Here is a 21,533-nt window from a genome sequence, read left to right on the forward strand (position 1 = left end):
CCTCTCACGAGCGATTGATCATCTTGGCCGCGAGCCGGACGCCCTGGCTCAGGCTCACGTGGGGCAGATAGGCCCGGCTGACCGCGTTCGCGATGCGGGGCAGCGCGGCCGCGTCCGGGTAGGCCATGAACATCGGCCGGTAGCTCGGCTGGAACTTGGCCTTGAACGCGAACAGCGAGCGGAACCCGTAGACCGGCTCCAGCACCTGCCCGGTGAGGTCCAGGACGCGCTGCAGCAACCTGGGCCGCTCACCGCGGTCCAGCCGGGCGAGCGGTGCGCCGGACAGGCTGAGGAAACGGGCACCTTCGGCTTTCAGGTCCAGCGCGGCCGAGGCGATCAGGAACTCCATCGAGCCGCGGAATCCGTTGGCGCGGCGGCGCATGAAGTCGAGGGTGTACCCGACGACCTCGCCGTCGGCGTACACCGGCAGCCAGCTCGTGATGCCGTGCACCGTGCGGTCGGCGTCCACGGCCAGCAGGCAGCGCACACCGTCGCCGGTGAGCTCCTCCAGCCCGCCGAGCGTGAAGCCCATCTCCGGCAGTCCTTTGTCCGCCACCCACTCCGATGAGATCGACCGGATCTGGTCGGTGATCGCGAACGGCGCGTCGGCGTACGTGCACCACTCGGCGGTGATGCCCTCCTTGCCGGCCTTGTTCAGGGCCGTGCGCACGTCCTGCCACTTCTTGCCGGTGAAGGCCAGCGTGTCCAGTTCGATCACGGTGTCCTCGGCGACCTGCACCGCGGCCCAGCCGAGATCGACCACCGCGTCCCTGGTCTCCACGCCGATGCTGTAGAGGCACGGTGTCCAGCCGTTCTCCTGGCAGAACTCGGCGAACCCGCGCACCGCGCCGATCTTGTCCGGTCCGATCGGATCGCCCACCGTCAACGCGATCGTCGCCACCACCCGATAGGCGATCGCCGTCTCGCCGTCCGGCGTGAACCAGTACTCGTTGCCACGCCACGTCGTCATGTACGCCAACGACGAACCGCCGTACCGCTGCATCAGCTCACGCGCGTGCGCTGCTTCCTTCTCCGACGTCGACGGCCAAGCGCGCCACGACGCCATCAGCAGACCCACCAGCACGATCAGCCAGAACACCACGCCCGTGTACTCGAACAGCAGTGCGCCGATGAAGCCGCTCGCCTTGAACTGCAGCGGAACGAGCCCGAGGTAGCCCGGCGGCAGGAACCGCGTCGGCAGGTCCGCCAGCAACTGCGCGAAACCCGGCTCGGGCGTGAACTGGTCGCGGAACAGGTACCCGCCGAAGACGTACAGCATCGACAGCAATCCGATGCTGATCGCCGTGAACCGCCAGAACTTCCTGATGGCATGCCGAGGCAGCCGCACGGCGAAGTGCTTGCGCGTCAACAACAACACGACCGCGATCGCGGCCGGCGCCAGGACCGGAACGGTGGAGGCGAACCCGGTTTCCAGCAGACCGTTGTCCGGGATCCGCGCGGCGTCCGCCACGAACCACCCGATGAACGCGGCGTACGCCACGTTGAACACCAGCGCTGACCACCACGCGAACCGCCGGCCGCGCCGCAGCCCCTCCGCCAGCACCAGCAGCAGCAACACCGGCAGCAACGACATCACCAACGCCGGGAACCGCCCGTACGACAGCTGGACCAGCATCGTCCGGCACTGCCCGGCCGCGTCCGAGGCACACGCGATGTCCACGTCGTCCTTCGCCGGTTGCACGACCGCCAAGGCGTCCGCGAACCACGACAACGGGCCGTTGGGGAACGGCGACATCATCGCCACCACCGGCCCGAGCGCCGACGCCGCCACCAGCAGCCCGACGAGGACGCGCGTCTCCGCCCGCGACCGGGGCCTGCCGTCCGAGCGGTCGCGGAGGAACACCAGGCCGATCAGCAGTCCGGCCACGCCACCGGTCAGCCGCAGCAGGTCCTCCAGCCAGCCCGAGTACAGGGTGAGCACCAGTACCGACAGGGCTGTCATCAGCCGGACGCGGCGCCGCCACAGCAGCGGCATCCGGAACGTCAGCGCCAGCGCGAGCCCCACCCCGCCGATCGACGGCCCCGCCGCGACCTCGCCCTGCAGCGACTCGAGCCAGAACCAGCGCAGTTCGCTGCCGAGCAGCACCACGCCCAGGCCCAGGAACGCGCCGAGCACGTGTGACGCCAGGAAGATCACCGCGGTGCGCAGCGCACCGAACTCGCGTTCCGCCAACGGCCCGAAGACGAGCAACAGGACCGTGGTCGCGACGTAACCCAGCAGGTCCATCGACCACAGCGCCGAGCTGAGCACAGTCCACAGTGGACTTTCAGTGCCGAACCCGACGCGCTCCAGCTCGTTCGAGTTCCAGATCGCGCTGGTCAACGCCCCGACGGTCCAGAACGCGATGAGGAACACGCACGTCAGTGGAGCCGTCCGGAGTAGACGGCTGATCAGGTGGTTGATGCGGCGCACCGCGTTCGTGATCATTTGCTCAGTCCTGTTCGCGTGGCGAGCCACGGCAACGAGTCGTAAAAGCCCGGTCGCCACACGTTCCAGTCGTGGCCTCCCGGCAGTTCTTTCCACACCACGTCCATGCCCGCCCTGTGGCAGGCCTCGTACACGTCGGCGTTCGCCTGGCGGTAGAGCGCGTCGCCCTGGCCGGCGACGATCACGCCCGCGGTGTGGGAAAACCGTTGGCGGGCCAGCACGTCCATGGGGTTGACGCGCGCGAACGCCGCTTCGTCGCCGTCGAACGCGGCCTTGACCGTGTCACCACGGGTGCCCAGCGTCGGCTCGCGCTGCCCGGTGAGGTCGATGAAGTTGCCGTACACGTCCGGTGCGCGCACGGCGAGCTGTAGTGCGCAGGTGCCGCCCTGGGAGAAGCCCGCGATGGTCCAGGCTTCCCGGCGTTCGTCGACGGTGAGCCGCTGTTTGATCCACGCGGGCACGTCGCGGGCCAGGTAGGTCTCGGACTGGCCGAGTTTCGAGTCCAGGCACAGCGGGTTCGCCATCCGTGCGCCGAGCTGGTCGGCCACCACGACGATCGGCGCCAGTCCGTCGTGTTTCCCCGCGAACTCGTCGAGGCGGTCGGTGAGCCGGCCCGCGTCGAACCAGTCGCGCGGCGAACCCGGCTGTCCCGGGAGCAGCACCACGACCGGCAGTCGCGGCCGGGGCGTCGCCGCGTACGCGGGCGGCAGGTAGATCCACGCCGGACGCGCGTTGAACGCACCGGGGATGCCCGCCTCCGACACCGTGCCCTTCTCCGGAAGATCCACGGGTTTGCGCCAGACGTCGGCGAGCTTGCCGCCCGCGGGCACCTCGACCACGCTCGCCGGCGGCTTCGCGGCCTCGTCGAGGCTGACCCGGTTGTTCGTGAACAGTTCGAGCACGGCGCGCGAGGTGGGGTAGAAGCCGAAGTACGCGTTCGCCGCGGTGAACGCGCTCGTCAGCACGACCGGCACCAGCAACAGGCTCAGGACACCCCAGTACCACCGTTGGACGCACAGCCGCACGATGGCCAGGCTCGTCGCGACCAGGACCGCGCCCGCCCACACCGCCAGGATCGCGGGCAGCGGCTCGGGCCACGGCTTCCACACGCGGTCGACCAGGAACGTCAGCACGGCCGCCGCAGCCGCGCACGCCAGCACCACGGCCGGCAGGACTCGGGTCCACCACGTCCGGTTCCGGCGGATTGCCAGAATCGTCAGCGCGAGCACGCCGGCGACCGCGGCGGCGACGGGGAGCGGTCCGGTGATCAGGGACAGGTCCAGTGGGCTGAGCATGTGTTCCGTTCGTCGGCGAGCCTGCGAGTCCGCACCGGTGAGCCTAACGTCCTCAATGGACACAGGCGCGCGACAGGCGTCCCGAGGGGAGTGGTGGACGCCTGCCGCGCGGGTTCGTGATGGGCGGTCAGTCCTCGTCGTCGCCGAGGAACTCGTCGGCGACCTGCCCGAGCACCAGGCCGCCGGCCACCCCGGCCGCGCCGGCGGCGAGCATGCCGCCCATGCCCGGCCCGCGCCGCCCGCCCTCGTGGTCGTCGTGGTGGTGCGAACCGGGCCGGCGCTCGGCGATCTGCGCGAGCCAGCCGCTGATCGCCGCGGCCCAGTCGGTGACCTGCGCTTCCTCGTGGGAGAGCCGGAGATGGCCGATGTCACCGGCCGGGGAGAACGTGCTGTGCCGTTCACCGGCCTGCAGGACCACGTGCAGCTCCTCGGGCTTCGCCACGAAGGTCAGTCCGACCTGGTAGACCTCGCCCGCCAACCGGGCGGGCGGGAAGAACGCGAGCTCCTGGTGCCAGTCGAGCTCGTGCGGGACCCCTGGCAGGCGCCCGGTCTCGACGTCCGTGCCGCGGAAGGTGAACCCGAGCCGGCCGAACGCGTCCAGCACCTTGTCCTGTGACGGCAGCGGATGGACCAGTACGGGGTCGAGGTCGCCTTTGTCCGGTGCGCCCGCGATCACCAGTTCGGTCCGCACGTCCACGCTGATCCCGGGCAGTGCCGTGCCGCCGACCGCGGTGATCGGCGTCTCCCACGGCAGGCGCAGCTGGAAGGGGATCGAGACCAGCCGGCCGGCGGCCACCCACACGTCCCGCTGCACGACCAGCCGCTGGAGCTCCAGGGCCTCGCCGGTGCCGCCGTGCTCGGTGCCGGTGCGCGCGACGAGGGACAGCACGACCTGGCCGATCTCGGCGTCCGCGCTGCCGCCCTGGACGTGCACCTGGCCGGTGAGCACCAGTCCGGGCACGGCGTGAGGTGAGTCCAGCACGGTGTCGACGGACGGGCCACCGATGCCGAAGACGCTCAGCATCCGCTTGAACATGGGGCTCCTTCCGCCGGCAGATGTGCGATCAGGACAGAGTCTCGTGGGGCGTGCCCCTGTCTCCCAGCCGCCAGGCGTCCGGAACAACCCGCCACCTGGCTGGAGCTACCCCCGCCGAGTGGCTGGAGTACGTCGGGAGATGTACGAGAACGTCGGCAGAACGCCATGTGCGAGCTGGTTGATCTCGTTCTGCGCGGCCCCCGGCACGCCGGGCGAGGCTGCCGCCGATCGCAGGATCACCAGCAACGCGATGATCGTCCACAGTGGAGAAAGAACCAGGGCGAGCACCGTCGCCGCGAGCAGGCGCCAGTCCCGCGCCCGCTGTTGGAGTCACGCGGGTGCGGTCAGCGGCCCGATTCCGTGCGGCGCACGACCCGGGCGAGCAGTTCGGCTTCCTCGCGGCCTTCCTCGTCCGAGGAGGTGAGGGCGAGCAGGAAGACGATGAGCACGCTGAAGCCGGCGCCGCCGATGATCAGGGACGTGATCAGATCCTCGGAGTTGCTGATGACGACCCTGGCGGTGTGGTCGTGGGCCATGCTCATGGCGGACATGCCGGTGTAGTGCATGCCGGTGACGGCCAGTCCCATCACCAGGGAGGCGCCCAGGACGGCGAGCGGGCCGGTGACCTTCCTCGTGAACCACAGCGCGGCGGTCGCGGCCACCACGGCGATCACCACGGACAGCCCCACGATGCCGGGGTTGTAGCTGACATCGGCACTGATCTCGATCGCGGCCATGCCGGTGTAGTGCATCGCGGCGACGCCGAGACCGGTGACCAGACCGCCCGCCGCGAGTGGCCAGAGCCGCTCGTCGCGTTGCCGCAGGGCCAGCACCAGGCCGATGCCGACGACCACGATGGCGACGATCATGCTCAGCAACGTGACGGGGATGTCGTAGGCGACGGTCGCGCCCATCCACGTGCCGAGCATCGCGGTGAAGTGCATCGCCCAGATGCCGAGGCCGCCGATCGACACCGCGGCCACCGCCAGCCACCATTTTCGTGACGCGCCTGCCGCGTTCCGCGCGCGCTCACTCGACAGCAGGCCGAGCGCGGATCCCAGACAGGCAACGAGATAAGCCGTGATCGGTGTGAAAGTCCCCAGGTCCATAGCTGGATGAAAACATTTCACATCTATCTAATCAAGACCACTGTGGACGGTCGATGGGCGACAAGATCCGGCCAGATGGCGTGGATCAGCGGCGATAGGACGGTCGCATGTGTCGCGAGTCCGGATTCGTTGCTGCGCATAGAAATTCTTTCCGTGCCCAATTCTTCTGCGCTCTGAGGCGCGACGCGAGCCGGACCGGGACTCTTCGGGGGTCCCGGTCCAGCCGCTCGACCTGTCGGGTGGACGTGTCAGTCGACCCTGGCGCTGTCCACCTTCGCTTCCGCGATGATGCGCTCGGCCTCGTCGAGGGCCACGTTGCGCAGTTCCGCGAGGGCTCGCATGGCTTCTGCTCGGCGCGCCGACATGGCGAGCCGGAAGTCCTCGCGAATTTCCTCGCGTTTGACCGCGGCCTCCTCGTCGAGCTTCCTGGCGCGTTGCTCGGCCTCTCCGACGATCATCAACGCCTTGAGCTGTGCGTCCCGGACGACGTCACGGCGCTCCTCCTCGGCCAGGGCGACCATGCGGGCCAGCCGTTCGGGCAGGCCCTTCGGGTCGATCGGGGTCAGGCAGATGCGGTGCAGTCCGTCCTGCAGTGCCGCGTTCTCCTCCTGGGCCGTCATCAACCTGCTGGCCAGGGCGTCGGCGCGGGCTTCTGAGGCATCCCGGTCGGCGATCACGAGGCGCAGCTCGGCTTCCAGCTCGGCGACGTAGTCGTCCACTTCGTCGCGGTCGTAGCCGCGCCAACGCAGTCCGAACCACGTGCGGAGCGGTACGAGCTCTGTCCTGCTCTCGACACTCACTTGCCGTCTCCTCTGCCTCCCGCGAGTCAGTCCTGACAAGGTGTACGTACGGGGTGCGGCATCGGTTCTAACGGGTTCACCAGGCATGATGTGTGCGTGAACAACAAACTGTGCCCCTGTGGTACCGGTCAGTCCTATGTGGACTGTTGTGGTGCGCTGCACTCCGGGGCCCGCACCGCGGCCACCGCCGAACAGCTGATGCGCTCGCGTTACAGCGCTTTCGCGATGGCCGATGAGGACTACCTGTTGCGCACGTGGGCCGCGAAACACCGCCCTTCGAGCGCGGGCATCGACGCGACGGACCGCTGGTTGAAGCTCGAAATACTGGCAACTGAGAACGGCGGAATGTTCCACAACGAGGGTGTCGTGGAGTTCCGCGCGCACTACGTCGGCGGCGTCGTGCACGAGCGGAGCAGGTTCGTCCGGGAGAACGGGCAGTGGGTTTACGCCGAAGCGGAGGCGGAGTGACATGCGGGTCCTGAGCCGGTTCAACGGTCCGCCCGGGATGGGCAACGGCGGCTACTCGGCCGGTCTGCTCGCCGCGCACGTCGATTCGAAGGCCGTCAGTGTCCGGTTGCGCAAGCCCGTGCCGCTGGACCGCGAGATGGAGGTCCGCGACGGGCAGCTGTTCGACGGTGAGACCGTGATCGCGTCCGCCGAGCCCGCCACGCTCGACCTGGACGTGCCGGCCGCTCCGACGCTCGACGAGGCCCGCAGGGCCGCCGCTAAGGTGCCGTGGCGCGACCGGCACCCGTTCCCGACGTGTTTCGGCTGCGGGCCCGGCCGGGAGGACGGCATCGCGGCGCTGCTCGGCCCGCTGGACGGGCGCAGCGAGTGGGCAGGCGTCTGGAGGCCCACTGACCTGCTGCCGAACGACGGGACCGCGGTGCTGCCGGAGATCGTCTGGGCGGCGCTGGACTGCCCGTCGGCGCAGCCCGTCGCCCCGGACGGCGGCCCCGCGTTCGTTCTCGGCACCTTCGTCGCCCAGCTGGAGCACCCGGTGGAACTGGGTGTGGACCACGTGCTCCTTGCGTGGGAACTTGGGCGCGATGGACGCAAGGCGTACTCCGCGTCGGCAATCATCAGCCCTCACGGTGTGTGCGGACGAGCGCGGGCCGTGTGGGTATCGATCGGATGAGATCAAATAACCCGACTGGGTGACAAGAGTGCTCCGCGTCTTGATAGCGTGCACCCCCGTTGCCCGGTTAAGCCGAAAGGGCGAGTGAACGGGATGGCACGGAGGTGATCAGGCGCTTGATGGGCCGACGTGCCGCCGCCCATGGCGACCAGCAAACACAGACCCAGACCGCGGCTCAGGTTTCGGAGCAGTACGCGAGCCCCGTCGTCGACATGGATCTGTACCCCGTCGAGCAGCCCCCGGCAGCGGTGTCGCCGCCGGAGCCACTACCCCAGCGCACGCCGTTCGCGGCGAGCTTCGTTGGGGCGACGCTCGTTGTTTCCGCACCTGAGGGCCCCAGCCAGGCGGCTTCGGGACTCGCGCGAACGCTCCCGGTCGACCGCGGCCGGACCGTGGTCGTGGTCGACTTCCCGAGCGGCGACCAGAGCACTTTCTGGCCGCACGTCGTGTCCGCGCTCAGCGGCCGCGGGCCCATCCGGCTCGCGGTGTCGCACGCGGGCACGATGCGCCCCACCGCGCCCGCGCAGTGGCTCGCTGAACAGCTCCAGGCCGAGGTCGTGGCCCCGGACGGGGTCCTGACCACCGTGCCGGGCGCCGCGTTCGTCGTGGGCACCCAGGGCTACGGCAGCTGGCTGCGGTTCCAGCCGAACGCGTCACCGATGCCGTTCGGCCGCCGCTTCCCGGTGCCGCAGTGGGAGGCGATGGACCCGAACTCGCCGTGGCCGACGGGCGAGATCGGCATCTCCGAACCCATTCCGTCCGGGCTGTGGCTGCGCGCGCAGCAGCCGCCGTTCGACCCGTCCGCCCAGGACTCGCGGCCGATCGTGGCGCTGCCGTGCCGCGACAACGTGCTGACCGTCGTCGTCGGCGGGCCCGGCCAGTCGTCGATCCCGACCGAAGAGGTCGTCCGCCTGCTGACCGCGCTGCCCCAGGCGGCCCGGTCACGCGTGCGGCTCGTCCCGTACGGCATCGACACCGGTCTCGGCCAGCTGGTCGCGGACCAGGTCGGCGAGCCGATCGCGATGTTCACCGGACTCCCGGTCGGCAACCTGCGCACCGGCGGCCCCGCGGTGATCGCGGTCGACCCGCGCGGGCAGCAGACGTGGCGGCCGTTCGTGACCGAGGTCACGTGCACGCCGAACGAGACCGTTCCGGTCGTCTCCGGCTACCGCACCCCGGTGCAGGGCCTCTCCGAGGTCGAGCCGGGCGTCTTCTCGCTCGGCGAGGGCGTTGTGCTCGAGGTCGTGCCCTCCGGTCTGTGGGTGCGTGAGCAGGAGGAGCCGTACAACGCGGCTGAGGTGCGTTCTCAGCCCGTTGACCCGGAGTGGGCACGTCTGACCGTTGGCACGCCTGGGCGCACCACGCCCGGTGCGGTCGCGGTGCACGGTGCCGCTCTCGTGGAACGTCTCGAACCCGAGGTGCGCAAGCTGCTGCGTCTCGTGTTCTGCGACGCCACGGTGTCGCCGCCCCCGCCGCCTCCGCCCCCGACCACGCCGGTTCCCTCCGTGACCGACTCGCTCACCGGCGGCTCCGCGCAGATCGCGTCGGCGCTGAGCGCGGCCGCGCACGCGATGTCGACGCGCGACCCGCAGGACCACGGCACGGGTTTCTTCACCCCCGTCATCCCGGCCGAGCCCGAACCGGAGCGGCCCGCCTACGCGGGCATCGAGCCGAGTGTGGCGTCGCACGCGCTGGACGACCCGGACGAGGCCGCCTTCCCGTCGGACGACCCGGACTCCGCTCCGGTGCGGTTCCGGATCGACGGTCCGCTGCCGCTGCAGCCGCTGGCCTCGTGGGAGGCTCCGCCGGACGGCAGCGGCGAACGCGAGACGGTGCCGCCGGACCACATCAGTTCGGACGCCGAACGTGACACGGTCCGGCGCGCTCTGGGCGAGCGCTACGGCGTGCACGCGGCGACGGTCGTCCGCCTGCTCTCCCAGCGCCCGGACGCCGAGGAGGACCCGACCGCGTTCGAGGCCATGGTCACCGACCTGACGGCGTTGCTCGCGTGCGTGTCGCAGGACGAGGAAATGGTCGTCGACACGCTGCGCATGGGCCGTCTCGGCCGGCTGCGCCCGTACGTCGCGTGCATCGTCTCGGGCCTGAACCGCCTGCCGGTGCACTACGGCGTGGCAACCGTGTGGGGCGCGAGCGGCCCGACCGGTCCGCGGCGCTTCCGCAGCGGCGACGTCCTGGTCGAGCACGGCCTGCTGGACGCCGTCGCGAACCCCGCCCAGCGCGTCGAGGGCGCCACCGAGTTCCTGCTGTGGTCGGTCTCCGGCCGCCGGGTCGAGGTGGCGGACCGCGTCGCCGTGGCCACCGAGGAACGCGTGATCTTCGCGCCCGGCACGCCGTTCCGGGTGCTGGCGGTGGCCGAGGCCGAGGGCGATCACCCGCAGCAGGTGCTGCTGCAGGAGATGGCCGGAGCGGCGGCGGACCAGGAGATCGCCGGGATGCGGCCGAGCGTGCTGTCGCAGCTGGAGCGGGCGGCGGCGAACCTGCGGGTGCTGCCGGTGTCGCACCAGGTGTCGGTGCAGGCCTGACGCGCGGGAATTGTCAGACCTGGCTGAGATGATGGGAGTGGGGCCTCGGCGCCCCCCGGCGGGGGTCGAGTCGGGATCGATTCCGAGGAGGGGCGGGCGGTGAGCGCGTACCTGGGCATCCGGTACGCGGAGCCACCGTTCGGCCCGCTGCGCTTCCATCCGCCGGTGGACTGCGACGGCGAGCCGGCCGGCGAGTTCGGCGACGCGCACACGTTGAACGTCTGGTCCACAACGGACGGTCCGGCGCCGGTGCTCCTGTGGGTGCACGGCGGCGCGAACACCGTTGGCTCGTCGGCACAACCGGAGTACGCCGGCGACGTGCTGGCGAGCCTCGGCGTGGTGTTCGTGAGTTGCAACTACCGGCTCGCGGTCGACGGATACGGTGCCCTGGAAGGCTTCCCGCACAACCGGGGCCTGCGCGACGTCGTGTCCGCGCTCAGGTGGATTCAACGCAACATCGCCCGCTACGGCGGAGATCCGGGCAACGTCACGGTCGCCGGCCAGTCGTCCGGCGCGCAGACCGTCGCGAGCCTGATGGTGATGCCGGAGGCGAAAGGCCTGTTCCACAAAGCGATCGCGCACAGCCTGGCCGGGCGGTTCTTCACCCCGGACGAAGCCGTCGAAGTGCAACGGGCAGCGGAGCTCGAAGTGCTGTACCAGCCGATCGTGGACGGCGACACGCTGCCGCGATCACCGCTGGAAGGCCCGTACGACGTGGATCTGCTGGTGTGCCACACGGCTGACGAAGATCCCGAACTCTTCCAGCAGCCGACCGCACGACTGGCGGACGAGCACGGGCGCGCGTTCCGGTCGATCTACGCCAAAACCCCGGCGCATCACGGCGCGGACGTCCCGGACATGTTCCGCGGCGAGATCGCCCGAGCGTGGGCCAGGTTCGCCGCAACCGGCGATCCCGGCTGGCCGCGACCCGAGCTGAAGCGCTGGGTCAGCTCTCCGTCGTGAGGCCGAGCGTGCCGTCCAGCCGTGGCACGCACGCCCCGTCGCGCTTGTCGGCCGCCAGGAACTCGGTGAGGCACCGGCCGATCTGCTCGTGACCGCGCGCGTTGGGGTGGAACGACTCCTGCAACGCGTGCGAGGAGCGCTTGTTGTCCTTCAGGCCGTCCCAGTCGACGGTCAGCCTGGTGAACCACTCGTCGTCGAGGTCGTCCCCGCCCCGGCACGCCTCGCGGCCCTCGCCGGCCCGTGACAGGTCGAGGAACCGGGCGTTGACCTTCTCCGCGGCGGTGCGCAGGCCGTTCGACAGTTCCGGCACGGCCTCCTCGACGACCCATTCCAGGTCGCTGGTGCGCAGCGGGCAGCCGGACAGGTTCTGCAGCGAGCGCGGCATCTTCGGTGACACCGGCGCCGCGTACGACTGCACGACGAGCTGGTAGGACGAGTCGAGGTAGCTGGAGTCGCGCATGGTCTGACGGATGGCCTGCAGCGTGTTCTCCACCTTGGGGACCATCCGCCGCACGCGTTTGGACCACTCCGCCGCGACCGACGACGTGCAGTCGCTGCGCTTGCCCCACGCCTCGAAGCACTTGTTGAGGACCTCGGCGAAGTGCGGGTCGTCGTTCGCGCCGATGGCCACGACGATGGCGACGACCTTGTTCTGCCCGGCGATCTGGCGCAGCTTGGGCAGCTGCTCGTTGCGCAGCTTGTCGGAGTTCGCGCCCGAGCAGGCCAGGTTGATCTTCTGGTCGGCCTCGAACACGGTCTTCATGATCGACGCCTCGCGCGACCGGTGACACCAGTTGCCGCCGTCCTCGCCATTGGTGCCGGGCTCGTAGTCGCCGGCGCCCTCACCGGACATCGTGCTGTCGCCCAGCGCCACGACGGCGGTTCTGGCCTCGCGGTCCGGTTCGGAGGGCGGTGGGAACGGGTGGTCGCTCACGATCAACAGGATCGTGAGCAGGCTGATCGCCGCGAGGGGCAGGACTCTCCGCATCGCGGACCAGTTTACGGGGCTGGCCGAATGCGAGGGAGATATGGCGTTGCCGCCACCACTTGTCGTGAGGAAAGTGGAGGTGTGGGGAATTTGAGGGAAGTAGTGGTAGTCGGTTACGACCGCACCGCGTTGCTGGATCTGGCGGGACCGATCGAGGTGTTCCAGGCAGCGAACCACCGCGAACCGAGATACCAGGTCACGGTCGCGTCGCTCGGGGGAGAACCGTTCACCGCGACCGCGGGGGTGCGGATCGAGGCGAGCGAGGACCTCTGCACGCTGGACCGCCCGATCGACACGTTGCTCGTGGTCGGCGGCTGGGGGTACGACGAGGCCGCGGCCGATCCGATGCTCACGACGAACCTGCGGCGGCTCGCGCTGAAGTCGCGGCGGGTCGCGGGCGTGTGCACCGGGGCCGTGGTGCTGGCCGGCGCGGGGCTGCTCAAGGGCAAGAAGGCGACCACGCACTGGGCCTTCACCGGTGAGCTGGAGAACCGGGGCGTCGAGGTGGAGCCGGACGCGATCTTCGTCTGCGACGGGCAGGTGTCCACGTCCGCCGGGGTGACGGCGGGCATCGACCTCGCGCTGGCCATGGTCGAACAGGACCACGGCTCCGCGGTGGCCCGCCGGATCGCGCAGTACCTGGTCGTGTTCCTGCAGCGGTCGGGCGGTCAGTCGCAGTTCAGCGTGCACACCCGCGCGCGCCCGGTGTCGGACGGCTCGCTGCGCGCGTTGCTCGACGACATCCACGCCGACCCGACCCGTGAGTGGACGGTGCCGGTCATGGCGCGCAAGGCGATGATGAGCGTGCGGCACTTCGCCCGCGTCTTCTCCCGCAGCGTGGGTGTCTCGCCCGCCGTCTACGTCGAACGAGCCCGGGTGGAGGCCGCCGCCGACCGGCTGGCCAGCACCGGTGACTCGTTGGACCTCGTCGCCCGCCAGTCGGGGTTCGGCTCGGCCGAAACCCTGCGTCGGGCCTTCCTGCGCGTGCTCGGCGTGTCGCCGGGCAGCTACCGCGCCCGTTTCCGGACAACTGGGGTTGCCTGATGGAAGCCACGTTCGTGCTCTACCCGAACATGACCGCTTTGGACTTCGTCGGCCCGTACGAGGTGCTCGGCAGCGTGCCGATCGTCTCGCCGCGGTTCGTCGCCGCTTCCTTGGAACCGGTGAAGACCGACAACGGCCTTTCGGTGGTGCCGACCGACACGTTCGCGTCGCTGAAGTCGACGGACATCGTCGTGGTGCCGGGCTCCGGGCACTGGCGCGAGCTGCTGAAGGACTCCGGCGGCGTCGTCGAGTGGCTGCGGGAGGTGCACCCGACGACGAAGTGGACGACCTCGGTCTGCACCGGGTCGACGCTGCTCGCGGAGGCGGGCCTGGTCTCGAAGGCGACGACGCACTGGGCCGCGCGTTCCGATCTGGAGGAGCGCGGCGTCGAGGTCTCCACGGACCGGGTCGTGTTCGACGGCAAGGTCGTGAGCGGCGCCGGCGTGTCGGCGGGCATCGACATGGCGTTGCGGCTGGTCGAGGCCGAGTTCGGGGAGATGGTGGCGCAGGCCGTGCAGGTCGGCATCGAGTACGACCCGCAGCCGCCGCGCGCCTACGACTCGATCCCGCCGGAGATCGCGCAGGGCCTCAAGGCCGCGTTCGACTCACGTCAGAGCTGACTGTTCGATGTCGTCGGCCTTCTCGCGTTCGCGGGTGGCCCAGAACATCGTCTCGTGGAAGTGGCCGCGATCGACCTCGGCGACCCGCGCGTAGACGGCGGCGCTGCGGCGGTGGTACTCCGCCCAGGTCCGCCTGCTCGCGTTCGGACGTGGCATCAGGCGGCTCAGCGCCTCGTGTGCCTGCATGAGGGTCTGCGCTTCGTCGGCGGTCTTCCACGTCATGAGCCTGTTGTACGAGGACCGGCTGGTTTGAGGCCAGCCGGTTTCTCGCAATTTCTCGCGGACTACCCGGTCGGAGGATCTTCCTCGACTTCTGCGGAAAGGTCGTCGATGACGCGCATGATGATCTGGCGCGCCGCGCGGCCGTAGCTGGCGATTCCGGCCAGCGACTCGAAGACCTTGCCGTAGTGGTCGATCTCCTGGGGTTGAGCGAGGTTGAGCTCGGCGGAGAACGTCTCGACCCGGACGTGATCGGAGTCCAGCAGCCAGAACCCGTGTTGAGGCGCCGCCGCGGCATACGGTGTTTCGAACGCGATGACGCCGAACTTCACGTTGGGCAGCGTTGCCAGTGCAATCAAGCGGTCCAGTTGCGCGAGCATCACCTCCGGCTCGCTCATGCGGTATCGCAGCACGGCTTCGGTGAGGATGATGTGGAAGCGGCGATCCTGCTCGTACAGAAGTTGCTGACGTCGCATGCGGATCTGGACTGCCGCGTCAACGTCATCGCGCGGCCCGAACAGTGGCTCGCTGCGGCGGAGTTGCACCTTCGCGTATTCGGGTGTCTGCATGATGCCAGGAACCGCAGACGGCTGGAACACTCGGTAGAAGTGGTACTTGGCGTCCTGCTGGAGAATCGTGCGCTGATGTGACTGCATGCCTGCGCGGAGAAGGCGTTGCCAGTCCGCATGCTGCGTCTCAAGTGTGTGCAGCGAGGCGAGGAGTGCCTCGGTTTCGCCCTGGCTCTTCGTTGCGCGCGTCCAATTGCGGACGTCGTCGTCGGTGGGAGTTTGATGGCCGTTCTCGAGTTTGGAGACCTTCGATGGTGGCCACGCCAACGACTCCGCCAGTTGCTTGCCGCTCAGGTTCGCCTGGCGGCGCAACTCACGGAGTCGCTTTCCCAGCGCTACGCGCGCTTCGTGGACGCTAGTCGCCGACGCCCCTGATGGCGTGTCCCGCGACGAAATCACCTCTCTTCACCGCGTGATGCCACGCAACGTCACGCCAGTAGTTGGCTTGGACGATCTGCTCGTGGTCGTCCTCGATGATCTCGACGGTCACCAGATGATCGTCGGAGTCGTCGAAATGCAGCCGTGCCAGTTTTCGAGAATCGAACAGCCAGTAGTCGTGGTTGGGCAGTCCCAGCTCATGGGCCTCCGTGCGCACGAGATACCGGATGTCTTCGCCTGCGTCGATGTTGTGCCGCGAGGTGAACAGACCGTAGCGGCTGTAGTCGGTCGGAGGCATGCTCACCACGCGGACGCGTTCGAACCTCCGCCCGGCAGCGGTCGCCGCCCGGACATTCGGCAGCCACCACCCTTCCCTGATGTCTTCCGCGTCGAGATCGCCGGCCAGGAACTCGGCCACTCGTTCGCCCTTGGCGTTGTAGCGATCACGCGTTTCGAGCCGGTAGGCCGTGTGCTCGAAGGACTTGAAGAGCTCGTCGAAATGAGGGCTCGGATAGTCGTAGATGGTGGTCAGCGTGCCTCTCCCTGATCATTGCGCTGGTAGAAGCGCAGCACGTCCTCCGGGATCTCGATGATCGCCTCGCCTGCCGGTAGTGGACCGACTGTCGCGAGCGCCTCCGGATCCGTCACGACCCAGCCTTGAGCGATGTAAGTCCGGCGATCGGTGCGATCGGTGGCGAACAGCGTGGGCGAACCGTCGTGCTCGGACTCCGGATCTTTGCCCAGGAAGGTGACCTGCATGGTGTCTCCGTTTCTAGAACTTGCTAGAAACGATGGCAGGTTTGGCAACGAACGGTCAATGACCCGGTCAGGTGAGCCCGGACTGGACGGCGAACACGACGAGCTGGGCCCGGTCCCGCGCCCCGAGCTTCACCATCGCCCGCGACACGTGCGTGCGCACGGTCGCGGGCGAGATCACCAACCGAGCCGCGATCTCGTCGTTGGACGCGCCGGACGCGACGTGCCGCATGATCTCCCGCTCCCGTTCGGTCAGCTTGTCCAGGTGCGGCACGGGCCTGGCCGACGCACCGGACGCGAACCGGTCGATCACGCGGCGCGTCACGGACGGCGAGAGCAGCGAACCGCCGTCGGCCACCACGTGCACGGCGCGCAGCAGGTCGGTCGGGTCGGAGTCCTTCACGAGGAACCCGGAGGCGCCCGTTCGCAGCGCCTCGAACACGTACTCGTCGAGATCGAAGGTCGTGAGCATGACGATCTTCACGTCGGCGCACGCGGGGTCGGCGGAGACGCGGCGCAACACCTCCAGGCCGTCCATCAGCGGCATGCGGATGTCCAGGAAGACCACGTCCGGTTTCACCGACTGGATCAGCGACAGCGCCTCGCGGCCGTCGGCGGCCTCGCCGGCGAACTGGACGCCGTCCTCGGTCTCGATCAACGTCCGCAGTCCCATCCGGACCAGCGGCTGGTCGTCGGCCACCACCACGCGAATCATGCGGGCAACGGTATCCGGGCGATCACCGCGAAGCCGGGCGATCCGTCGACCTCGAGCGTGCCGCCCAGCGCCTCGGCCCGTGAGCGCATGCCGGTGATGCCGTGGCCCTCGGTGAACGTGCTCGGCGTGCCGGTGTCGGTCACGTGCACGACGAGCTCGTCACGCACCACGTAGACGCGAACGGACGCGGTGACGCCGGGGGAGGAGTGGCGCAGGACGTTGGTCAGCGACTCCTGCACGATCCGGTACACCGCCAGCTGGTAGTTGTCCGGCAGTTCCACTTCGTCCACGTCGACCGTCACGTCGAGTCCTGCCTCGCGCATCCGCGCCGCCAGTGCCGGGATGTCGGCGAGCGTGATCGTTGGTGTCAAAGGAGCCGAGCCCCGCAGAGTGTCCAGTTCGGACCGCAGGCCGTCGAGGGCCTCCTTGGACGTGTCGCGGATCGCCTCCAGTGAGGCGCGGGCCTTCGCCGGGTCCTTGTCGAGCACGTACAGCGCGACGCCGGCCTGCATGGCGATCACGCTCAACCCATGTCCGACGACGTCGTGGACCTCCTGGGCGAGCCGGAGTCGTTCGGAGATCACCGCGCGCTCGCGAACGTCCACAACGGACCGTCGCCGCAACCGCATCAGCACGCCTGCCGCGCCGGGCAGCAGGATCCACCCCGCCGACCAGGTGATCCACGACGTCACCGTGTCGTTCCACCACGGCAGGATCGCCAGTGCGTACAGCAGGGCGCATGCGGCCGCCAGTTCGATGCGCGCGTACACGGCCACCGCGTACATCGCCGCGACGCCGCTCATCAGGATCGGGCCGAACGGGTAACCGAAAGCCAGGTAGACCACGATCGGGACGGTCGTGATCCCCACCGTCCACAGCGGACGGACCGAGCGGAACAGCAGGCCCGTGGCCGCCACCGTGATGAGCACGTAGGCGAGGACGTCGAGGGGTGCCCCGCCCTGCAGGCGTGCGGCGAACCGCGTCCCGGCGAGTCCGAAGAACAGCAGCGCCGCGGTCAGCGCCACGTCCTGCCATTTGATCCTGCCCAGACCGAACTCCATGTCGCAGACGATACGACCGGGGACGTACGCAGATGTGCGTATCTTCATGACGCTCCGGAGCGGACGACCCGATCGGTTCCGCGGCACACGATTGGTCCCATGATCGTGACGACGGAGAAGCTGACGAAGCGCTACGGCGACCGCGCCGTGGTGGACGAGGTCAGTCTGTCCGTGCGGCGGGGCGAGGTCTACGGGTTCCTCGGTCCGAACGGCGCGGGCAAGACGACCACGATCCGCATGCTGCTGGGGCTCGTGCAGCCCACCAGCGGCTCGGCCCGGGTCCTCGGTGAGGCACCGGGCACCCCCAGGGCGTTGCTCAAGATCGGGTCGCTGATCGAGGGGCCGGGTTTCTACCCGTACCTCTCCGGCCGCGACAACCTGCGTGTGCACGCTCACCGCAGGGGAGTCGACCGGACGCACGTCGAGGCCGCGCTGGAACAGGTCGACCTGGTGGGTGCGGCGGGGGAGAAGTTCCGCCGGTACTCGCTCGGCATGAAGCAACGGCTCGGAGTGGCCGCGGCCCTGCTCGGCCAGCCGGAGCTGCTGATCCTGGACGAGCCGACCAACGGCCTCGACCCGGCGGGCATGGCCGACATGCGTGACCTGGTGCGGGCGCTGGCGGCGCAGGGGCAGACCGTGCTGCTGTCGAGCCACCTGCTCGGTGAGGTCGAGGAGATCTGCGACCGGGTCGGCGTGATCTCTCAGGGCAAGCTGGTCGCCGAGAGCACCGTCGAGCAGCTGCGGGGCGACACCGTGCTGCTGATCAAGGCGGATCCGATCGAGAAGGCGCACGTGCTCATCGAGGGCAGCGAACTGCGCGGCGACGTGCTGCACGTGCACCGGGACGACCCCGGCGCGCTGATCCGCACGCTGGTTCACGCCGACGTGGACGTGCAGGAAGTGCGGCCGCTGCGCCGGACGTTGGAAGAGGTCTTCTTCGAGATGACGGGAGTGGCGTGATGGGCAGCGTCAAGGCGGAGCTGCTGCGGCTCTGGAAGTGGCCGGCGACGTGGGTGCTGATCGGCGTCTGGCTGGTGATGTCACTGACGTTCGGCTACCTGTTCAACTACCTCGCGCTGAACGGCGGCACCAACACGCGTGACCTCTCGCAGCAGCAGCTGATCAGTGCGATGCAGCCGGAGAACGTGGGCGCGGCGGTCGTGCGCGGGCTGCCGATGTTCGGCGGCGCGATCGTCCTGGTGCTGGCCGCGCTGGCGGTCGGCAGCGGTTATGGCTGGGGCACCTGGAAGACGACGCTGACCGCCGGGCCGCGGCGGATCTCGGCGATGGCCGGCACGGTGGGGGCGCTGGCCGTCATCGTGGGCGTCCTGGTGGCGCTGACGTTCGTGGTCGACCTGGGAGCGGCCGTCACGGTGGCGTCCCTGGAGGGCTGGGACTGGAGTCTGCCGGGTACCGCGGCGTTGAAACCGCTGGGCGCGTCACTGCTGATCGCCGCCATGTGGACGGGGTTCGGGGTGTTCCTCGGCGTGGTCACCAAGGGGCCGGCGCTCTCCGTCGGGCTCGGGCTGATGTGGGCCATCGTCACGGAGAACCTGTTGCGGGGTGTGGGATCCCTGCTCGGACCGGTCGAGTCGCTGACCGAGATCCTGCCCGGCGGTTCGGCCGGCAACCTCGCCGGTGCCGTCGGCGGATCGGGTGCTCCCGGCGTGCTGAACGACCTCGGCGGCACCACCGCGGCGCTGTTCCTCGTCGGGTACGTGGTGTTCTTCCTGGGCGCGGCGACGCTGCTGAAGGTGCGCCGCGACCTCGTATAGGGCGACGCTCGCCCAGATCAGGCCCAGCACGACCGCGACTCCGGTGGGGTAGTCGCGGTCGTGCAGTCCTGGGTTGACCGGGCCGCCGTATTGCCGCCACAGCAACGGAACCGCGAGGATGGCGACGATTCCCGTGGTGACCAGCCCGATGCCGATGGACGCGCGTTTGACGATCAGGCCGGACGCTCCGACAAGTGGTGCGACGAGGAAGTCGTGCAGGACCACGCCGCCGCCGAGCCAGGCCAGCAGTTCGACGGTGATCTGGGGGAGCAGCAACCACGCACCCCACGCGGCCAGTCCTGCGCCTGCGATGCCGAGCAGGATTCTCACTGGACCTCCAACGACGTGACCCACTTCGTCTGCAGGACACCTGGGCGGTTCGGGGCGATGAGCCGGCAGGGATAGCCGTGGTCGAGGCTGAGCTCCTCGCCGTCGAGTTCGAGTGCCAGCAACGTGAGCTGGTCTTGAGCGAACGCCTCGGGCAGCGTGGTCGCGCGGTAGAGCCCGTCCTTCTCCAGCGACTCGACCCTGATGTCGCCCTTCTGCGGCACCAGGTCGGCGATTCTGACGCCGGTCCAGGTCGCGTTCTGGCTCCAGCCCTCGACGCACGCGATCGGCAGTTCGACGGTGGTCTGCGGCATGGCCTGGAGCTCCGCCAGCGAGTAGCTCTTCGGTCCGACTTTCAGGCGCCAGTCACGCGGCACCACGATGTTCGCGGCTTTCGCCGTGCGGTTCACCGGGAGTGCGCCTGGTGATCGCCAGGCCAGCGCCGAGATGTTGCGCAGCCACGGAACCGTGACGCCTGCCGTGGCGACGACCGCCACACCTGTGGTCAGCGCGGTGGTGCGCAGGAAAGCTCTGCGGGACAGGATGGTTCGTTCTTCGGACGCCGGTTCGAGGGTGCGCCGGATGACCGGGATCTTCACCGCGATGTGGATCAGGAGCGACCCTGCCACGATCCACGCGACGGCGTAGTGGGCGGTGGGGAAGTAGAACGACCACGGGTAGTTCTGCGCCGCGTTGAACAGCCCGGTCACCAGTTCGAAGAACGACGCCGCGATCAGCACGAAGATCGAGCCGCGTTCCAGCGCGTGCGGCACGTTCCGGACGAGCGGCCGTTCGAACAGCTTCGGGTAGACGCTCCACAACTTGGCCAGCAGCAACGGGATCGACGCGACCCCGGAGATCACGTGCACCCCCTGGGTGACCCGGTAGAGGTCGACCGGCCGGGTCGGCCACGGCCAGTCGTGCTGCACGCCGTGGCTGAGCAGCCCGGTGACGAAGCACAGCCCGAACGTGATGCCGAGCCACGTGCCGACCCGGCTGGTCACTCCGGTGTGGTGGGCGGGTGCCTTGAACGCCGGTTGCCTCACAACCGCTCCCAGCAGGCGAACCAGCGACCGGCGCGTTCTTGTTGCCAGAGCAGGAAGAACCCGGCGGTTTCGAGGGACTCGGCGTCGCTCCAGGCCCACGGGAACCACTGGCCCTTGGTGCCTTCGGTCCGCACCCGTGCCTGACCGATCGTCAGTCCGGAACCCGGCTGCTCGACCTCGACGACGACGGTTCCGCTGGGACGGAGGATCTGGTGGGCACGGCGCAGGAGTGCGGCCGGGTCACCGCCGATGCCGATGTTGCCGTCGGCGAGCAGCATGTGGTGCCAGCGTCCTTCGCCTGGGAGCAGGTCGAACACGTCGCGGCGGATGGCGACGCCGCCGCGCGCGGTGGTGCGGCGAACGGCTTCCGGGGAGACGTCGACGCCGAGGGCCTGGACGTTGCGGGCCAGCAGGGCGGCGACCAGGCGTCCGGGTCCGCAGCCGACGTCCAGGGTGGGGCCGGTGCAGGCGTCGAGGAGGACGGAGTCCCCGCCGGCGGCGTCGGCCTGCCAGCGGGCGACGGACAGCTCGCGCGGCGTGGCGCCGGGAAGGTCGAGCCAGCTGGGGGTGCCTTTGAGGGCTTGGTCGAACATCATCAGGCCACCGCCTGGCTGCCGGGGTGCTGGCCGGCGTTTGCAAGTACCACCAACTGTTGATCGAATCGCCGCCAACTACACCCAACTTGTTCGATGCCCGCCGAAC

The 21,533-nt window shown here is 69.3% G+C and carries 22 protein-coding genes and 1 pseudogene; 8 read left to right on the plus strand and 15 right to left on the minus strand.

What is annotated here, in order from left to right; all coding sequences use genetic code 11:
* Positions 1 to 4: 4 nt before the first annotated feature.
* The 5 genes from B0F77_RS13430 to B0F77_RS13450 all read right to left on the minus strand — a co-directional run bounded on the left by B0F77_RS13430 (position 5) and on the right by B0F77_RS13450 (position 6,689).
* A complete protein-coding gene (locus tag B0F77_RS13430; RefSeq protein ID WP_086663209.1) occupies positions 5 to 2,449 on the minus strand; it encodes a rhomboid family intramembrane serine protease in 2,445 nt (814 codons plus the stop codon).
* Positions 2,446 to 3,744, minus strand: coding sequence for an alpha/beta hydrolase (locus B0F77_RS13435; RefSeq protein WP_086663210.1), 1,299 nt, complete (start codon positions 3,742 to 3,744; stop codon positions 2,446 to 2,448). The genes B0F77_RS13430 and B0F77_RS13435 overlap by 4 nt, the downstream gene beginning before the upstream one ends.
* 127 nt (positions 3,745 to 3,871) lie before the next feature.
* Entirely contained in the window at positions 3,872 to 4,780 is a 909-nt protein-coding gene (locus B0F77_RS13440; RefSeq protein WP_086663211.1) for a sporulation protein, read from the minus strand.
* Between the two features lie 344 nt (positions 4,781 to 5,124).
* The gene (locus B0F77_RS13445; protein ID WP_086663212.1) at positions 5,125 to 5,889 is read right to left on the minus strand and encodes an MHYT domain-containing protein; all 765 of its coding nucleotides are present in this window, start codon (positions 5,887 to 5,889) and stop codon (positions 5,125 to 5,127) included.
* Positions 5,890 to 6,137: 248 nt separating this feature from the next.
* Positions 6,138 to 6,689 (minus strand): DivIVA domain-containing protein, encoded by a 552-nt coding sequence (locus tag B0F77_RS13450; protein ID WP_086663213.1) that lies wholly within the window; start codon positions 6,687 to 6,689, stop codon positions 6,138 to 6,140.
* Between the two features lie 96 nt (positions 6,690 to 6,785).
* On the opposite strand from B0F77_RS13450, the gene B0F77_RS13455 reads away from it, so the two are divergent.
* From B0F77_RS13455 to B0F77_RS13470, 4 genes are all read left to right on the plus strand, one after another.
* Positions 6,786 to 7,157 carry a YchJ family protein gene (locus B0F77_RS13455; protein ID WP_086663214.1) on the plus strand — a complete coding sequence of 124 codons (372 nt, stop codon included), beginning with the start codon at positions 6,786 to 6,788 and terminating at the stop codon, positions 7,155 to 7,157.
* A 1-nt stretch (position 7,158) separates the two neighbouring features.
* On the plus strand, positions 7,159 to 7,827 hold the full coding sequence (locus tag B0F77_RS13460) for a hypothetical protein (protein WP_086663215.1): 669 nt from the start codon (positions 7,159 to 7,161) through the stop codon (positions 7,825 to 7,827).
* Between the two features lie 119 nt (positions 7,828 to 7,946).
* The gene (locus B0F77_RS48990) at positions 7,947 to 10,370 is read left to right on the plus strand and encodes a hypothetical protein (RefSeq protein WP_211293771.1); all 2,424 of its coding nucleotides are present in this window, start codon (positions 7,947 to 7,949) and stop codon (positions 10,368 to 10,370) included.
* Positions 10,371 to 10,445: 75 nt separating this feature from the next.
* Entirely contained in the window at positions 10,446 to 11,333 is an 888-nt protein-coding gene (locus B0F77_RS13470) for a carboxylesterase family protein (RefSeq protein ID WP_086663216.1), read from the plus strand.
* Here B0F77_RS13470 and B0F77_RS13475 read toward each other — a convergent pair.
* The gene (locus tag B0F77_RS13475) at positions 11,317 to 12,321 is read right to left on the minus strand and encodes a GDSL-type esterase/lipase family protein (RefSeq protein WP_086663217.1); all 1,005 of its coding nucleotides are present in this window, start codon (positions 12,319 to 12,321) and stop codon (positions 11,317 to 11,319) included. The two genes, B0F77_RS13470 and B0F77_RS13475, sit on opposite strands and share 17 nt — an antisense overlap.
* A 90-nt stretch (positions 12,322 to 12,411) precedes the next feature.
* On the opposite strand from B0F77_RS13475, the gene B0F77_RS13480 reads away from it, so the two are divergent.
* Positions 12,412 to 13,365 (plus strand): GlxA family transcriptional regulator, encoded by a 954-nt coding sequence (locus B0F77_RS13480; protein WP_245848071.1) that lies wholly within the window; start codon positions 12,412 to 12,414, stop codon positions 13,363 to 13,365.
* On the plus strand, positions 13,365 to 13,985 hold the full coding sequence (locus tag B0F77_RS13485) for a DJ-1/PfpI family protein (protein ID WP_086663219.1): 621 nt from the start codon (positions 13,365 to 13,367) through the stop codon (positions 13,983 to 13,985). Before B0F77_RS13480 ends, B0F77_RS13485 begins: the two co-directional genes overlap by 1 nt.
* Here B0F77_RS13485 and B0F77_RS13490 read toward each other — a convergent pair.
* From B0F77_RS13490 to B0F77_RS48995, 7 genes and pseudogenes are all read right to left on the minus strand, one after another.
* Positions 13,971 to 14,207: an AMED_5909 family protein gene (locus B0F77_RS13490; RefSeq protein ID WP_086663220.1), complete on the minus strand. Its 237-nt coding sequence runs from the start codon at positions 14,205 to 14,207 to the stop codon at positions 13,971 to 13,973. The two genes, B0F77_RS13485 and B0F77_RS13490, sit on opposite strands and share 15 nt — an antisense overlap.
* Before the next feature lie 62 nt (positions 14,208 to 14,269).
* On the minus strand, positions 14,270 to 14,860 hold the full coding sequence (locus tag B0F77_RS13495; RefSeq protein WP_425435656.1) for a DUF5753 domain-containing protein: 591 nt from the start codon (positions 14,858 to 14,860) through the stop codon (positions 14,270 to 14,272).
* Positions 14,861 to 14,944: 84 nt separating this feature from the next.
* A pseudogene (locus B0F77_RS50845) lies at positions 14,945 to 15,172 on the minus strand (helix-turn-helix domain-containing protein); the annotation flags it as partial.
* On the minus strand, positions 15,129 to 15,683 hold the full coding sequence (locus B0F77_RS13500) for a DUF6879 family protein (protein ID WP_342746796.1): 555 nt from the start codon (positions 15,681 to 15,683) through the stop codon (positions 15,129 to 15,131). The gene B0F77_RS13500 and the pseudogene B0F77_RS50845, both read right to left, overlap by 44 nt.
* Entirely contained in the window at positions 15,680 to 15,910 is a 231-nt protein-coding gene (locus B0F77_RS13505; protein WP_086663222.1) for a hypothetical protein, read from the minus strand. The genes B0F77_RS13500 and B0F77_RS13505 overlap by 4 nt, the downstream gene beginning before the upstream one ends.
* A gap of 67 nt (positions 15,911 to 15,977) precedes the next feature.
* Positions 15,978 to 16,622: a response regulator gene (locus tag B0F77_RS13510; protein ID WP_086663223.1), complete on the minus strand. Its 645-nt coding sequence runs from the start codon at positions 16,620 to 16,622 to the stop codon at positions 15,978 to 15,980.
* A complete protein-coding gene (locus tag B0F77_RS48995; RefSeq protein ID WP_211293772.1) occupies positions 16,619 to 17,683 on the minus strand; it encodes a sensor histidine kinase in 1,065 nt (354 codons plus the stop codon). The genes B0F77_RS13510 and B0F77_RS48995 overlap by 4 nt, the downstream gene beginning before the upstream one ends.
* 99 nt (positions 17,684 to 17,782) lie before the next feature.
* On the opposite strand from B0F77_RS48995, the gene B0F77_RS47845 reads away from it, so the two are divergent.
* On the plus strand, positions 17,783 to 18,643 hold the full coding sequence (locus B0F77_RS47845) for an ABC transporter ATP-binding protein (RefSeq protein ID WP_211293773.1): 861 nt from the start codon (positions 17,783 to 17,785) through the stop codon (positions 18,641 to 18,643).
* On the plus strand, positions 18,643 to 19,458 hold the full coding sequence (locus B0F77_RS13520; protein ID WP_086663225.1) for a hypothetical protein: 816 nt from the start codon (positions 18,643 to 18,645) through the stop codon (positions 19,456 to 19,458). Before B0F77_RS47845 ends, B0F77_RS13520 begins: the two co-directional genes overlap by 1 nt.
* A gap of 326 nt (positions 19,459 to 19,784) precedes the next feature.
* Here the strand turns inward: B0F77_RS13520 and B0F77_RS13525 are convergent, their stop codons facing one another.
* Together B0F77_RS13525 and B0F77_RS13530 are read right to left on the minus strand one after the other, a co-directional pair.
* Positions 19,785 to 20,831 carry a molybdopterin-dependent oxidoreductase gene (locus B0F77_RS13525; protein WP_245848079.1) on the minus strand — a complete coding sequence of 349 codons (1,047 nt, stop codon included), beginning with the start codon at positions 20,829 to 20,831 and terminating at the stop codon, positions 19,785 to 19,787.
* The gene (locus tag B0F77_RS13530; RefSeq protein ID WP_086663226.1) at positions 20,828 to 21,427 is read right to left on the minus strand and encodes a class I SAM-dependent methyltransferase; all 600 of its coding nucleotides are present in this window, start codon (positions 21,425 to 21,427) and stop codon (positions 20,828 to 20,830) included. Before B0F77_RS13530 ends, B0F77_RS13525 begins: the two co-directional genes overlap by 4 nt.
* Positions 21,428 to 21,533 lie beyond the last annotated feature (106 nt).

It is taken from the genome of Lentzea kentuckyensis (genome assembly GCF_002150765.1).
Taxonomy (GTDB): Bacteria; Actinomycetota; Actinomycetes; order Mycobacteriales; family Pseudonocardiaceae; genus Lentzea; species Lentzea kentuckyensis.